The organism is Acinetobacter sp. 25-47-122 (genome assembly GCF_056779695.1).
Genome location: NZ_JBWYIJ010000008.1, coordinates 1 through 15,024, shown reverse-complemented (window position 1 = coordinate 15,024; position 15,024 = coordinate 1). Strand labels below are relative to the sequence as shown.

Genomic DNA, 15,024 nt, shown 5'->3' with positions numbered 1-15,024 from the left:
ACAGACGCTTTCATCGCTTGGTGATACCTTATGCGCAAACAACTAACTTAAAATTAATCAAAATCATAAGGAATACACGATGCTAAATGCAGAGCCAAGAATGACCAACTTATTTGAGCAATTAGGATTGGATTCTAGCGAGCAAGCTATTGCAGAATTTATTGAAACACATCAGTTAGAAGCTGAAACCTTTTTGACTGAAGCAAGTTTTTGGTCTGAAGGTCAACGTCAATTTTTGAAAGAAAAATTGTGTTCAGATGGTTCATGGGCATTAATTATCGATCAGCTCAATGAGTCTTTACATGAAGATTCATTGAAGAAAAAAGCTTAAGTAGCTCACTTGTCTTAATAAAGTAAAAAGTCATCTTATTAGATGACTTTTTAAATATCGAGTGCCGAAATTATTTCATTAAATCAACCAGTGCCTTGGCAGCCTTAGATTGGGTGCGTCCCGGATGCCAAACCATACCCAATTGACGCTGCATTTCTAAATTAATATCCAGTCTGACCAAGTCTTGATTGACTAAAGTACTTGGCAGGACAGACCAACCTAACCCAATAGAAGCCAACATGCGAATGGATTCAAGCGGATTATTGCTCATGGACACTTTAGGTTTTAATCCATTTTTTTCAAATTCTGCAAGGGTGATCTGCGCTGTATATGTTTGAGCTGCAGGTAATAAACTTGGGTACTGCATGAGATCTTCAAGGCTTAAATTTTTCATATTTGCCAATGGATGAAAAACTGCAGCAACGAAAACCAAAGGGTCACTCCATAAAGGAACATATTTTAAACGTTCATCTAGGACAGGGGGTAAGGTTAAGAATGCCAGTTCAAGGTCACCGGCTAACACTTTTTCATGCGCTTGTTCTGAATCTACAAAATGCACATCTAATGTCACATCAGGATATTGCTGAACATAGCTTTTTAAATGTTGCGGTAAATGATGTAATCCAATGTGATGGCTGGTACCAACTTTAAGCTTTCCTTTAATCTGATTTTGGTCGTGGCTTAAGGTGTGATGAATATCACCTAGTTCATTTAACCAATTTTTAACTTTAGGAAGCAGGGAATGAGCCGCATGGGTGGCTTGTACACCTCGGCCAGCAGATTCAAATAATTTGACACCAAAATAATCTTCTAAACTATGAATACGTTTGGTGACAGCGGGCTGAGTGATAAATAGTTGATCAGCTGCCATAGAAATCGAACCCGTTTCCATGACTTTTATAAAAGCTTCAAAGGCAGCAAGATTCATAATTTAAACTCGGTTATGAAAATATTATTTAATTATAAAATAAATTTATATCTATTGCGAAGTAATTCTTCATAAACTGTTGCAAAAAAAGCCGCATAGTGCGGCTTAGATGAGGAGGATCACAGGTGAAACTATGCGACGATATTTTCTTCCTGTTGTATCGTTTTTTTCTCCCACACGCGTTCGTGAATGAAATAAGCCACGGCTTGTACAGTAGGCTCAAGTAAACTTAAAGTAATTGCCATCCAAATGCTGCCTGTGACAAGGTAGCCTACAATCATGGCTACCGTAATGTGCATAATGTAGTAGCTTAATGTTTTTTTGAACATGCGTTGATTATCTTCAACAAATTTTTGAATATGTGCCATGTGAACATCCTCAGTTGGTGGTGATCTTGGAGATGTTAAAATGATAAGTATTCTTATTTAATCTGTAAAAGCGAATATTATTTTTAAATTAATCGTTTTTATAGATGGTTTTTGTGTTTAAATTGATTCTAAAAAGTTTTTAAACTAATAAAAATGATAAATTAGATTTATGTGAATAGGCCGTTATAATCGTAATTAATGACAGAATTACCCAGTCCAGTGGAGCAAATCGACATGGCAGGCGAAACCCAAAAAGCAGAAACTCAAACAAAAAAAACGTTGTACGATAAATTGTGGGACGATCATTTAGTTAAACAACGCGATGATGGTTCTTCTTTACTTTATATCGATCGTCACTTGTTGCATGAAGTGACTTCTCCACAAGCTTTTGAAGGCTTACAACTTGCAGGGCGTAAACCTTGGCGTTTGAGTGCAAACGTGGCAACTCCTGACCATAACGTACCAACGTCTACGAAAGAGCGTTCTGAAGGGATTGCGGGGATTGAAGATGATACTTCACGTATCCAAGTGCAAACTTTAGATGATAACTGTAAAACATTTAATGTTGCTCAGTTTGATATCAACGATGTCCGTCAAGGGATCGCACATGTTGTTGGACCTGAGCAAGGTTTAACTTTACCGGGTATGACGGTTGTTTGTGGTGACTCACATACAGCCACTCATGGTGCATTTGGTTGCTTGGCACACGGTATTGGGACATCAGAAGTTGAACATGTATTGGCAACGCAATGCTTAGTTCAAAAGAAAATGAAAAACATGTTGGTACGTGTTGACGGTAAATTAGGTCAAGGCGTAACACCAAAAGACGTGGTTTTAGCGATTATCGGTAAAATCGGTACAGCTGGTGGTACAGGTCATGCCATCGAATTTGGTGGTCAAGTGTTCCGTGATATGTCGATCGAAGGTCGTATGACGGTGTGTAACATGGCGATTGAAGGCGGTGCCCGTGTAGGTATGGTTGCTGTAGATGAGAAAACCATTGAATATGTGAAAAACCGTCCTTATGCACCGAAAGGTGAGCAGTGGGATGCAGCAGTAGAATATTGGAATACTTTACATTCTGATGAAGGTGCACACTTTGATACAGTTGTTGTATTACAAGGTGAAGAGATTGAGCCACAAGTGTCTTGGGGTACATCGCCTGAGATGGTGATTCCTGTATCTCAAGCAGTACCGACACTAGAACAAGCCAAAGATGACGTACAACGTAACGACTGGACACGTGCTTATCAATATATGGGCTTAACCGCGGGTCAAGCATTGTCTGATATTAAATTGGATCGCGTATTTATCGGTTCTTGCACCAACTCTCGTATTGAAGATATCCGTGCGGCAGCTGAAGTTGCAAAAGGCAAAAAAGTTGCAAGCACGATTAAGCAAGCGATGGTTGTTCCGGGTTCTGGCTTAGTCAAAGCACAAGCAGAAGCTGAAGGTTTGGATAAAATCTTAATAGAAGCTGGTTTTGAATGGCGTGAGCCGGGTTGCTCAATGTGTTTAGCAATGAACGCAGATAAATTACAACCGGGTGAGCACTGTGCATCAACATCAAACCGTAACTTCGAAGGTCGTCAAGGTAATGGTGGTCGTACGCATTTAGTGAGCCCAGCGATGGCAGCAGCAGCGGCAATTGCAGGTCACTTTGTTGATGTACGTTCATTCTAAGAGGAGCAAACAACATGAAAAAATATACCGTTGAACAAGGTATCGTTGCACCTTTAGACCGTGCCAATGTCGATACAGATTTAATTATTCCAAAACAGTTCTTGAAATCAATTAAGCGTACAGGTTTCGGCGCGAATTTGTTTGATGAATTACGTTATTTAGATGAAGGCTATTTGGGGCAAGACAACTCAAAACGTCCTTTGAATCCAGATTTTGAGTTGAACAAACCACGTTATCAAGGTGCTTCAATCTTGATTTCACGTTCCAACTTTGGTTGTGGTTCAAGCCGAGAACATGCGCCATGGGCTTTAGAAGAATATGGTTTTCGTACCGTAATCGCACCAAGCTATGCAGACATTTTCTACAACAACAGCTTTAAAAATGGCATGTTACCAGTGATCTTGTCTGAAGAGATTGTGGATCAATTATTCAAAGAGTGTGCAGCTCAAGAAGGTTATCAGTTAACGATTGATCTTGAAGCACAAGAAGTACGTACACCTACAGGCGAAGCATTTAAATTTGAAGTTGATCCATTCAGAAAGCACTGTTTGTTGAATGGTTTAGATGATATTGGTTTAACGTTACAAGCGGCAGAAGACATTCGTGCTTATGAGGAAAGAACTAAAGCTGTTCGCCCATGGGTATTCCAAGAAATCAAAGCGTAACTGATACTTAAAGCTATAGTGCTCTGATTCAAGTCTTGCTAATATCGGTGCAAAATTATTCTTTTAGTTTTGCGCCGTTTGGTGAGGTTGGGCACAAATGAAGGCAAAAGTTTTATTACGCTATGCGTTTTTCGGATTGTCTGTCGCCGTTTTATCCGCTTGTCAGACCGTAGACCGATTACAACTGAAAAAGATTAAAGAAACGCCTGAAACCAGAAATCATGCTTTGATTTATTGCTCAGGAACGCTGAATTGTGAGTTTGAAAGATTCGATGAGCATCCCATTGTTGATGCTCAATCTCGAAGATTAGATCAGCGTGCGATCAAGCAAGGTATCGTGCGATTAAATGCTGGCTCCTTGAAAGATCCGCAAGCCTTATATCTTTCAGTTCCTGCTGGACTGCATGAAGTGGTGGTTCGCTTTTATCCGATTTCAGAGGAAAAAGCAGAAACTATTAATGTCATCCATCGCTTCGAAGCAAAAAAAGATTACCGATTTGTAATGTTTAGAGATCGAAGCAGTGGGAAAAAAAGTTTACTTGATGCTTCTGCACCAGAGCCATTATGTGTTGACTTGTTGCAAGAGCAACAAACCATTCGTCGTTTCTGCAAACCCTATAATGTTCTCAATGGACTAGGTGAGTTTGTGGAACAAAAAAATTTAAAAACACGTTAGTTCATACTAACTTTATAAATGGAAAATCTCATGTCTAAACAAATCTTGATTTTAGCTGGTGACGGCATTGGTCCTGAAATTGTAAAAGCAGCTGAACAGGTCCTCACCCGTGTCAATGAAAAATTCAATCTAGATTTAACATGGGAACAAGGTTTATTGGGTGGCGCTGCAATTGATGCGCATGGTTCACCTTATCCAGAAGTTACCTCTGAACAAGCAAAAAAAGCAGATGCGATTTTGTTAGGTGCTGTTGGTGGTCCGAAGTGGGACACAATTGAGCGCTCAATTCGTCCTGAGCGTGGTTTATTGAAATTACGTAGCGAACTTAACCTTTTCGCTAACTTGCGCCCAGCGATCTTGTATCCTCAATTGGCAGATGCTTCAAGTTTGAAACCTGAAATTGTTTCAGGCTTAGATATTTTAATTGTCCGTGAATTAACTGGTGGTATTTACTTCGGTCAACCACGCGGTATTCGTGAATTAGAGAATGGTGAGAAGCAAGGCTTTAATACCGACGTATACGCAGAGTCAGAGATCAAACGTATTGCTAAAGTGGCGTTTGAAATGGCGAAACTACGCGGTGGTAAAGTGTGTTCAGTTGATAAGGCGAATGTTCTTGAAGTCACTGAGCTTTGGAAACAAACAGTAACTCAGTTACATGCTGAACAGTATGCTGACATTAACTTGTCACATATGTATGTCGATAATGCAGCAATGCAATTGGTTCGTGCACCTAAACAATTTGATGTGATCGTAACAGGTAACTTGTTCGGTGATATCTTGTCTGATGAGGCTGCGATGTTGACTGGTTCAATCGGTATGTTGCCATCAGCTTCTTTAGATGAAAATGGTAAAGGGATGTATGAGCCTTGTCATGGTTCAGCACCAGATATCGCAGGTCAAAATATTGCAAACCCATTGGCAACAATTTTATCTGTTGCAATGATGCTTCGATATACGTTCCGTCAAGAAGCTGCAGCAAAAGCAATTGAAGATGCAGTAGGGAATGTTTTAGACCAAGGTTTACGAACAGCTGACATTATGTCTGAAGGCATGAAGAAGGTCGGGACAATTGAAATGGGTGAAGCAGTTGTTGCAGCGCTTAACTAATTTCAGTTGATTCATTCAAAACGCAGCCTATGAGCTGCGTTTTTTATTGCCGAGCTTTTGAAAGCGTATTTTTTTTAAACTTAAAACACTTGAGCAAGTCATTAGGTTATCAGTATGACTGACTTGCTGAAGCTGTCCATACAGGAATCATAAAACTATTTTCATCTCTCATCGAATTTCCCATTGGAATCGCGGTGTTGATTATACGTTCAAAAGTGAAAATTTCCGACTCATCTCGAATCACAAGATTAGACTTCAGATTAATGTTAAAAGAATTCAAATCGGTAGTTTCACGGATATGTTGGATATCTTACCCTACAAATTGTGAAACATAAGTATTCATATTTTTTTGTTCTGAAAATTTGCTGTTTGGCATGCCGTAAACAGGAAAAGTGTAAATATGCAGATGAGCAAAACCACAATTGATTTAGTGCACGAAATAGTGGGGCAGTACGACGATTTTTTAGATTGAATGTGCAAATGGGCTTTGTTGGTATATATGATTGGATAGTGAATGAATAAATAGTGAGTTTAATTATTCTATAACATCTGAGTATTGATCTTCTCACAAAGACAGACGATTGCTTTAGTAGAATGGATCTCCTGTAGTTTATAAAATAAAAGTACAAAAACAAAAAAAGCCACTCAATGTGGCTTTTCGCTTACTAACACTTAGCGTGCACGGTAAGTAATGCGACCCTTAGATAAGTCATAAGGTGTCATTTCAACTTTAACACTGTCGCCAGTCAAAATACGAATATAGTGTTTACGCATTTTACCAGAAATGTGTGCAATTACTTCGTGACCGTTTTCTAAACGTACACGGAACATAGTATTAGGAAGCGTTTCGGTGACAACGCCTTCGAACTCGATAAGTTCCTCTTTATTGGCCATAGCCTACCTGATGATCAAATTGGAAAGGCGCAAATTATAGGCAAAATTTTAGAAAAAAACAAGGTTAAACCAAGTTCAGTCGGCGTTTCTATGGTCAAACTTGTCGAACAAACAAATAAAATTTTTAAACAAAAAAATGCTTAACTATGTTGTCAGTTTGGTCAATCGACTGTAATCTAATTCATAAGTTTTAAGTAAATATTAATAACATACAAGGAAGGGCACTGCGTGAGTCAGCTAACTGATGCTTCGGTTGTTCTACGATTAGGTTATCAAGCAATTCGTCGTGCTGGATTGCCCACAGAAGAAATTTTAACAAAAGCGGGTGTGGCCTTAAATCAAGTAGATCAAAATGCGCGTACGCCTTTAAGCGCGCAGTACGCTTTCTGGGTTGCTGCCGAAGAAGTCAGTAAAGATCCAGACATTGGTCTACATTTAGGTGAGCATTTACCACTTTATCGTGGTCAAGTGATTGAACATCTTTTTATTTCATCTGAAAATTTTGGCGAAGGCCTGAAAAGGGCTTTAGCATATCAACGTCTAATCAGTGATGCATTTCATGCCAAATTGGTTATTGAAGATGATCGTTGCTACCTAACCAATGGTGAACAACCTTTCTCTGAAAACCTAGTCAATCGTCATTTTTCTGAGTGCGCGATTTCAGGCATTTTAAGATTCTTCAAATTTATTACTGAAGGTCGTTTTCAACCTATATATATCGATTTTAACTTTAGCGAGGGTGCTTCAGACGATGAGTATTTCCGTGTATATGAGTGCCCGGTAAGTTTAGGCCAAAAAGAAACGCGACTTTATTTTGATCCTGCAATTTTAGATTATGTACTTTGGCAAGCCGAGCCAGAATTACTTCAACTGCATGAGCAGTTGGCGATTGAAAAATTACAGGAGTTGGCTCGATACGATTTAGTGGGTGAGGTGCGCCGTGCTATTGGATCAACACTTGAGAGTGGAGAAACAACGCTAGAAACTGTGGCAGCTCAGTTGAATATTACCCCACGTCGTTTGAGAACACAGCTCAGTGAAGCCAATACAAGCTTCCAGCAAATTTTATCTGACTATCGTTGTCGTTTAGCTAAAAAACTTTTGGCAAATACCAATGAAAGCGTAGAGAGAATTGTCTATCTGACGGGTTTCTCGGAACCAAGTACGTTCTATCGGGCCTTTAAACGATGGACCAATGAGACACCTGTTGAATATCGTAAGCGTAAACAGCGCTAAAAAAGTCCCTTCTTATGAAGGGATTTTTTTCTATTTAATTCAAAATAAAAATCTATTCAGGCATGTTTAACCAATGAGGGCCTAGGGGTACTTTAGGCAAGTTAAACTCTTCAGGATAGTGTGCTTGGATAAAGTAAAGGCCGTCAGGTGGTGCTGTGATCCCTGCTGCTTTACGGTCTTCTGCTGCGAATATTTCATCGATATGGTCAATGCCGTACATCCCCTGACCAATTTCCAGTAAACAGCCCATAATATTGCGAACCATGTGATGTAAAAAACCATCTGCTTGGATGTCAAGAACAAGGTAAGCACCGTGTTTGATGAGTTTGCAATGGCTCACATGGCGTACAGGTTGGTTGGATTGACACGCAGCAGCTCGAAAACTTTCAAAGTTATGAGTACCCTCAAATTTTGAGGCTGCAGCAATCATTTTATCTACATCAAGTGGGTAATAAGCATGCGTTACTTGTTTGTGGAGTAAGGCAGGGCGCATGGGGCTGTTATAAACGACATAACGATAACGGCGAGCCTGCGCTTTAAAGCGTGCATGAAAATCACTATCCATTTCTTGAATCCATTGGATGGCAATATCTTTAGGGAGTGTACTGTTAGCCCCCATAAGCCAGCCACGAATTGGACGTATTGCATTTGTGTCAAAGTGAGCCACCATATTTGTGGCATGAACACCTGCATCTGTTCGACCCGCACCATGCAAAATGATGGGTTCATCAGCAATTTTGCTCAACACTTTTTCCATGGTTTCTTGTACGCTCGGCACACCAGGTTGCTGTGTTTGCCAACCTCGATACCGAACGCCACTAAACTCAATTCCGATTGCAAAACGCGGCATTTGAACCTCTAATTTGATGAATCATACCAATGTTTTAACCATTGATCTGTGGAAGGGTATTGTAAATACATTTTTAGAATTTTGGCATAAAGATCGGCATCACTGAGTGTATCGTCTATTAAAATATCAGATGCTTGAATCCAACTGCTAATTGCATAGCGTTGATCTAATTCTCCAAACATGACCTGACTACTTAATATAATATGGCAGCCTAAGGCACGAAGCTGCTTCAAAATATCTGTGGTATCCGCATTAATTGCTAAATTACCGGTTCCATATGCTTGAAGTATGAGTACATGAGGCGGATTGTCGATAAAACGCGTTAAATGCTGATTGAATAATTTGATTTCAATGGGGCGAAGACTCAGATTCGCAATATTGAGTTGTATCGAGCGTTCAATATGTTGCTCAGTAATGTTGAAAAAAGAACTTGATATGGGCTTGATGACATTTGTAAATGCTTCACCACAAAATGCATTTAGTGCCGTGCGATGAGTCTTGACTGCAGTTCTGGCATGAAAAATTTGATGGTTAAAGCATAAGTAAACACCATCAGACATATTTTCCATATATTGGATGGCATGATTCAGATTATCTAAAGCATCGCTCGATGGATGCAAAGATGTCGCTGCATGATTGAGCAGAGGAAATTGGCTACCTGTGATAATGACTCGACACGTATCATGGAGAAATCGAGAAAGAATAGCCGCAGCATAACTCATGGTATCGGTACCATGAATGACAATAAAATTTTGAAATTGTTTAGCTTGTAATTGTTGAATTTGTTGGATTAACAGCAACCAATCACGCGCCGTACATGCACTACTGTCTTTAATCTCATGAGCTTGGACAAGCTCGATTTGATTTTGAACGGGCAAAATTTCTTTTAATTGAGGAAAGAAATCGGCAGCAGGCATAGGCGCTAAAGGTTCACCAACGCAACCAAATGTCCCACCCATATAGATTAAAGCTATTTTTGAACTCATAAAAAAGCAGCCTAATTAGACTGCTTCATATTAAGATTAATTGGAATCAGATTCCATGCTCTCTCGGAGTTTTGCTGCACGCATTTTTTGTTCGTCATTGTAATGCGATTCATATTCTGTAATTAATTTTTCTGCTTCATCAAACGCGCCAAATTTAATGTATTGATCCGCTAAATCTAAGTTAAGTTGAATTTCATCAACGTTGAGTAATTCAGGAAAACGTTGTACAAGAGGATCATCAGGACGATTCGGATTCATTTTTATCGCAGATGTTTCATGCGAATGAATCTGTTGCACATCCACGTTTTCATCTGATGAATTGAGGTCAAAATTAAACTCGTTTGTCGGTTCAATTGAGCTTTCTATTGTAGATTTTGAATCAAGATTTTCCCCAAAGTCGAAAGTAACAAAATCTAAATTCTGATCATTCACGCTTTGCTCTGAAACTTTTGCTGAGCTAGATGTTTCAGCATCAAAGTTAAAATCATCTGAAAGATCAAAAGTGAGTTCATCCTTGGATGTTGTTGTTTGAGAATGAGACTGTTCCGATTGATCTGAAAAGTTAAATTCCAATGGATCGATTTCAATATTCAGTTCTTGTAGATTTTTTTCTGATGGAGAAGAACTCAGTGCTGAATGAGGGAGATCTGTTTTTTCACCCCATTCTTGACTCAAATCAAGTGTGAAGTCGAGATTTTGGATGGACTCATTTTCTGAAGCACGGTTCTCTCTAGCGGTCGACTGCACTGATTCTGTTTGTGATTTATTTTCAGACTGAAAACTGGTGAAGTCTAAATCAAACTCTAAGGGTGCGCGATCTTCAGTCGATTGATTGGTTGTTTCAGATTCAGTCTGTGTTTGAGCATTTGGCTCGAAAGTTAAATCTGTCGTTATAAATTCTAAAGGTGTTTGCTCTTTTGATGCAGGAGTCTTCTCATCATCTTGCTCGAATGGGTGTTGTGAGGTTGGTTGCGGTGTATCTTCCATAAAAAAATCGAGTTCAAAATGCTCGTTTTGCGATGGAGTCTGTTGTTCAGTTGCCTGCTGATTTTCAGCCTGATCAGAAGGGAGCTGGTCAATGATTTCTTCATTGGTTTTATTGAGCGTAAACTCTTCTGCTAAATCCAGCTGTTCTGAGCTAAATACAAAATGAGCAGTAGGTTCAGCAGAGACATGCTCAGTTTCTTCTTCAGGGATGCTTTTCTTCTCTTTGACATGTAAGGGATGTGGATATTGTTCTGTTTCAAACACAAATGTTGAGCTTTGAGAAGGAAGAGAAGATAGCTCTGTGATCTCATTTGTTTCAGTGGGTGTGCTTTCCTGAGAGCTATGTTGTTCATCCTGAGACTTGATGAGATGATCAAAAGCTTGTTCCGATTGCACTGCAGGAATTTCAGTTATAAAACTGGTGCTATGAAACTGTGCAGCATGACGAGGCTGATTCTCGGTGTTCGATATATCCCGTGATTCTTTCGCAATTTCTTTATTCTGTTCCGCTTCTTTTGCAGCTTTAAGTTTGTCTTCAGCTTCATCTGCAATGTAATGTAATCCAGTGGAGCGTAAATAATTACTTAATTGTTTTAAAGCAAATTCATCATTCTGTAGGATGTGAATATCAATCAAATACGAGTAAAGCTCATGTTGTCTAGGATCACGATTCAATGCTTGGTTGATTTTTGCTTCGGCTGACATATAACTTTCTGATTGAATTAAGTATTCAATGCTGGCTTTAAGTTCATCAGCCACTGGTTCGGCACTTAGGTCCTGTGGTGCGCCATGACCGTGCTGTGAAGAGGCTTGTGGTGGGGTGGAGCGAGTTTTAGAGCTTTTTTTAGCGCGTTTTGCACTCACATTTTTTTTAGATTTTGTTGATCCTGTGTCACCATTTTTTTGTTTATCCTCACGTTTTTTGAGCACCAGTGCGATTAACAGCAAGACGACAAATGGAATGACATACAACATAATTTTTCCCCTTCATTGAATTCAATGAATTTATTGCAAACCTAATACCTGAGTGCTCGAAATATTGGACTGTTTTTAATCTCGATTTTTTATATTCTCAGTTCATCATTATGCATCGATCAAGATGTTCGAAATAAGAAGTGATGAGATTGTAATTTAACTGTTTTTTGTATAGATGTCATAATATTTCCTTTCAAATAGCACTCCAAGTTCTCATCAATTCAAGTTGCATAAAAAAAGCCGATCTAATCAGACCGGCTTTTTATTGAAGAGACTATTAAACATTAAGCATTTTTATAGTCAATCAAGATGCGTAGCATACGGCGTAAAGGTTCAGCAGCACCCCAAAGTAATTGGTCACCAACAGTGAACGCGCCTAAATACTCTTTACCCATATTGAGTTTACGTAAACGGCCTACTGGAACTGTAAGCGTGCCAGTTACTGCAACAGGTGTAAGATCAGTCATTGATGCTTCACGTGTGTTCGGCACAACTTTAGACCAGTCATTTGCACTTGCAATGATGTCTTCAATTTCATTTAAAGGAACATCTTTACGAAGTTTTAAAGTCAATGCTTGTGAGTGACAACGCATTGCACCAATACGTACACAGTGACCATCAATAGGTACAATTTGTGAATTACCAAGAATCTTATTGGTTTCAACTTGACCTTTCCATTCCTCTTTCGATTGACCGCTTTCAAGCTGTTTGTCGATATAAGGAATTAAAGAACCTGCTAAAGGTACACCGAAGTTTGCTGAAGGGAATCCTTCACCACGTTGTAATTCAGCAATTTTAGAGTCGATATCTAAAATTGGAGAACGTGGATCGTCTAATAGATCTTTTGTATTGTTATACAAATAGCCCATACCTGTGATGAGTTCACGCATGTTTTGCGCACCCGCACCAGAAGCAGCTTGGTAAGTCATTGAAGTCGCCCATTCAACAAGATTGTTTTGGAACAGACCACCAAGACCCATTAACATCAATGAAACAGTACAGTTACCGCCTACAAATGTTTTCGTACCTTTTACCAAACCGTCTTTGATCACATTCATGTTGACTGGATCTAATACGATGATTGCTTCATCGTCCATACGCAATGTAGATGCAGCGTCAATCCAGTAACCATTCCAACCATCAGCTTTCAACTTAGGGAAAACTTCAGTGGTATAATCACCACCTTGGCAGGTAATAATGACATCCATTTGCTTCAGACTATTAATGTCTGTCGCATCCATAAGTGCTGGGGCAGTTTTACCACCAAACGCAGGGGCTTCACCACCTGCATTACTGGTAGAGAAGTAGAATGGCTCAAAATGAGCGAAATCATTCTCTTCAACCATACGTTGCATAAGGACGGAACCAACCATCCCGCGCCAACCGACCAGACCTACTTTCATGTCACTTTGCCTCGGTGCGTTAAAATAAAAAAGGGGGTTCGAGTGTATCAAAAGAGTGTATAACTGCAAGTGGTACACAATCAAAACAGCAAATATATTGTGCAATATATCTTGTTTATGTTACATGCAAAACTAATATAAATTTATGAATCATCGAAAAATTAAGAATATATAAAGAGAAGCGCTATGCTATGGATTGAGATACTGGCTGTTGTTGTGATTTGGTTAAGTTTTTGGTCTTTGATTCCGCGTGATGAGTGGTGGTTTCGAGGTGCCGATTTTCCAAGACTACAAATTTTAGCCCTAGGCTTTATCGCATTTATCCTCCTGTTGATTTGGGATGGGGAATGGGATTTAAGACGCCAAGTCATATTTGTTGGATTAATTGCTGCATTAGCATATCAATTGAAGATGGTTTTGCCTTATACCTTAATTTGGAAAAAACAGGTGAAACAGGTCCAACCAGATCAACTTGATCCATCAAAGCAAATCTCTTTAATTGTGTCGAATGTTTTAACACCAAATACAGAATATCATCGTTTGATTGAACAGATTCATCAGCATCAACCCGATATCGTATTGACGCTTGAAACAGACCAAACCTGGCAGAATGAACTTTCAGTCATCGAAGCGGATTATCCTTATCGTGTTCCAGTACCTTTAGATAATCTCTATGGAATGCATCTCTACAGTAAGTTGGAATTGAGTGATACCGAAGTCAAATTCATACTGAGTAATGAGATTCCTTCTATTCATACCACAGTGAAATTACGTTCTGGACAGCCAGTTCAATTATATTGTTTACATCCCAAACCGCCGAGTCCAACTGAAGCCAAAGACTCTACATTACGTGATGCTGAATTGTTGATTGTGGGTGATCAAATTAAAGACTTGGATGAAAGTTGCATTGTCATGGGAGATCTAAACGATGTGGCATGGTCTCGTACCACACGACTATTTCAACGTATCAGTGGTTTATTAGATCCGCGTGTTGGACGTCATTATGTCAATACCTTCCATGCGGACTATCCGCTATTACGATGGTCACTCGATCATGTATTCCACAGCACTGATTTTGCTTTGGTGAAAATGGAGCGATTACCGCATATTGGTTCGGATCACTTTCCTGTGTACGTTGTTTTACAAACTGGACGACAATTTGAGCAAGTACAGCAAGAATTAGAACAGACGGATGCTGATGAGCAAGAGGCTCAGGAGGCGATTCAAGAAGGTATTGCGAAAGCTGAGAAAGAAGAGAAACAAGTGACAGATGAAATTGCGCAAGATTATAAAGATGGCAAACAAGTGTGAATGGATGCGTGTAAGAAATTGCTTACAATGAATGTGTCTGTTGACCCATAGTCACGAAGCGAGCTTAAGCGTAATCTAAGCTTATCGGCACAGGGAGTGGGAATGGAATGATCCCAATATGGAAGACGACGCCGACGGAAAATCATCATGGAGATGATGTAGGAAAGGAAAGCCAATAAAACAATAATATGATTTTTGAAAAGCACAACCTCATCGACCCGAGTTTTACAGGATGTAGAACTCGGGTTTAGTTTATGGTGGATTTAAACGTTTATATGCATACAGGTCGAATGAATTAAATCTCGTTATTCAGCTCTAATCTTTTATTAATGCTATGATTTGCCAAAATGAAAATATTGAGCAGATGGGGTATGACTTTGTTTCTTAAAAATATGAAAGACATAACTACAAGCAAATCCTTCGCTTCAATCGTTGTGTTAAATGTACTAATGAACACCAGCGTATTTGCACAAGAAGCTGATGAAAAAATGATGGATGCGGTTGCATCTCAAGAACAGGTCGCGAACACTGAAGCTAAAGAAGCTAAAGAAGCTAAAGAAGCTAAAGAAGCTAAAGAAGCTAAAGAAGCTAAAGAAGCTAAAGAAGCTAAAGAAGCTAAAG

Annotated in this window: 15 protein-coding genes; 8 read left to right on the top strand and 7 right to left on the bottom strand. The window is 39.3% G+C overall.

Annotation, left to right across the window (positions count from 1 at the left end; genetic code table 11):
- The first annotated feature begins 79 nt into the window (after nt 1-79).
- Nucleotides 80-331: a DUF2789 family protein gene (locus AC1M9P_RS08590; protein WP_035264173.1), complete on the top strand. Its 252-nt coding sequence runs from the start codon at nt 80-82 to the stop codon at nt 329-331.
- Between the two features lie 70 nt (nt 332-401).
- Here the strand turns inward: AC1M9P_RS08590 and AC1M9P_RS08585 are convergent, their stop codons facing one another.
- Both AC1M9P_RS08585 and AC1M9P_RS08580 read right to left on the bottom strand, forming a co-directional pair.
- Nucleotides 402-1,259, bottom strand: a complete 858-nt coding sequence (locus AC1M9P_RS08585) for a LysR family transcriptional regulator (protein ID WP_035264171.1) — start codon at nt 1,257-1,259, stop codon at nt 402-404.
- Between the two features lie 131 nt (nt 1,260-1,390).
- On the bottom strand, nt 1,391-1,627 hold the full coding sequence (locus AC1M9P_RS08580) for a DUF2061 domain-containing protein (protein ID WP_035264169.1): 237 nt from the start codon (nt 1,625-1,627) through the stop codon (nt 1,391-1,393).
- Between the two features lie 234 nt (nt 1,628-1,861).
- On the opposite strand from AC1M9P_RS08580, the gene leuC reads away from it, so the two are divergent.
- The 4 genes from leuC (at nt 1,862) to leuB (ending at nt 5,761) form a co-directional block, all read left to right on the top strand.
- Nucleotides 1,862-3,310: a 3-isopropylmalate dehydratase large subunit gene (gene leuC, locus AC1M9P_RS08575; RefSeq protein WP_092766712.1), complete on the top strand. Its 1,449-nt coding sequence runs from the start codon at nt 1,862-1,864 to the stop codon at nt 3,308-3,310.
- Nucleotides 3,311-3,324: 14 nt separating this feature from the next.
- Complete coding sequence (gene leuD / locus AC1M9P_RS08570; RefSeq protein ID WP_179998723.1) at nt 3,325-3,975, top strand: 3-isopropylmalate dehydratase small subunit; 651 nt, start codon at nt 3,325-3,327, stop codon at nt 3,973-3,975.
- 97 nt (nt 3,976-4,072) lie between these two features.
- Entirely contained in the window at nt 4,073-4,651 is a 579-nt protein-coding gene (locus tag AC1M9P_RS08565; RefSeq protein ID WP_179998722.1) for a hypothetical protein, read from the top strand.
- Nucleotides 4,652-4,681: 30 nt separating this feature from the next.
- On the top strand, nt 4,682-5,761 hold the full coding sequence (gene leuB, locus AC1M9P_RS08560; RefSeq protein WP_179998721.1) for a 3-isopropylmalate dehydrogenase: 1,080 nt from the start codon (nt 4,682-4,684) through the stop codon (nt 5,759-5,761).
- A 672-nt stretch (nt 5,762-6,433) separates the two neighbouring features.
- Here the strand turns inward: leuB and infA are convergent.
- A complete protein-coding gene (gene infA, locus AC1M9P_RS08555) occupies nt 6,434-6,655 on the bottom strand; it encodes a translation initiation factor IF-1 (protein ID WP_004692529.1) in 222 nt (73 codons plus the stop codon).
- Nucleotides 6,656-6,883: 228 nt separating this feature from the next.
- Here infA and AC1M9P_RS08550 point away from each other — a divergent pair, with 228 nt between their 5' ends.
- Nucleotides 6,884-7,891, top strand: a complete 1,008-nt coding sequence (locus AC1M9P_RS08550) for an AraC family transcriptional regulator (RefSeq protein WP_035264130.1) — start codon at nt 6,884-6,886, stop codon at nt 7,889-7,891.
- Between the two features lie 52 nt (nt 7,892-7,943).
- On the opposite strand, the gene truA is transcribed toward AC1M9P_RS08550, so the two are convergent.
- From truA to asd, 4 genes are all read right to left on the bottom strand, one after another.
- Nucleotides 7,944-8,741 carry a tRNA pseudouridine(38-40) synthase TruA gene (gene truA / locus AC1M9P_RS08545; protein WP_481587331.1) on the bottom strand — a complete coding sequence of 266 codons (798 nt, stop codon included), beginning with the start codon at nt 8,739-8,741 and terminating at the stop codon, nt 7,944-7,946.
- An 8-nt stretch (nt 8,742-8,749) separates the two neighbouring features.
- Complete coding sequence (locus AC1M9P_RS08540) at nt 8,750-9,727, bottom strand: asparaginase domain-containing protein (protein WP_481587330.1); 978 nt, start codon at nt 9,725-9,727, stop codon at nt 8,750-8,752.
- Nucleotides 9,728-9,763: 36 nt separating this feature from the next.
- Nucleotides 9,764-11,689: a hypothetical protein gene (locus tag AC1M9P_RS08535; protein WP_481587329.1), complete on the bottom strand. Its 1,926-nt coding sequence runs from the start codon at nt 11,687-11,689 to the stop codon at nt 9,764-9,766.
- Nucleotides 11,690-11,973: 284 nt separating this feature from the next.
- Entirely contained in the window at nt 11,974-13,092 is a 1,119-nt protein-coding gene (asd, locus tag AC1M9P_RS08530; RefSeq protein ID WP_035264122.1) for an aspartate-semialdehyde dehydrogenase, read from the bottom strand.
- A 186-nt stretch (nt 13,093-13,278) separates the two neighbouring features.
- Here asd and AC1M9P_RS08525 point away from each other — a divergent pair, with 186 nt between their 5' ends.
- Complete coding sequence (locus AC1M9P_RS08525) at nt 13,279-14,403, top strand: endonuclease/exonuclease/phosphatase family protein (RefSeq protein ID WP_035264120.1); 1,125 nt, start codon at nt 13,279-13,281, stop codon at nt 14,401-14,403.
- 371 nt (nt 14,404-14,774) lie between these two features.
- Nucleotides 14,775-15,024 (top strand): hypothetical protein (locus AC1M9P_RS08520; RefSeq protein ID WP_481587328.1); only part of this gene is annotated, 250 nt, incomplete at its 3' end.